Source organism: Streptomyces sp. BV286 (genome assembly GCF_019090165.1).
Lineage (GTDB): Bacteria > Actinomycetota > Actinomycetes > Streptomycetales > Streptomycetaceae > Streptomyces.
On record NZ_JAHRIB010000037.1, the window covers coordinates 1 to 204 of the forward strand.

Sequence of the window (204 nt, forward strand, 5' to 3'; positions counted from 1 at the left end):
CCCTGGCTGAGGTGTGGCGTTCGGTGGGTGTGGAGCCGGATGCGGTGGTGGGGCATTCGCAGGGTGAGATTGCGGCTGCGGTGGTGGGTGGCTGGCTGTCCCTGCAGGACGGTGCCCGGGTGGTGGCGTTGCGGTCGAGGGCGATCGGTGAAGTGTTGGCGGGCGGTGGCGGGATGCTCGCGGTTCAGGCCCCGGCCGATGAGG

1 protein-coding gene is annotated in these 204 nt (G+C 71.1%); it reads left to right on the top strand.

What is annotated here, in order from left to right; genetic code table 11:
- The coding region (locus KUF83_RS05360) for an acyltransferase domain-containing protein (protein WP_217453384.1) at window positions 1-204 on the top strand (204 nt) is incomplete at both ends.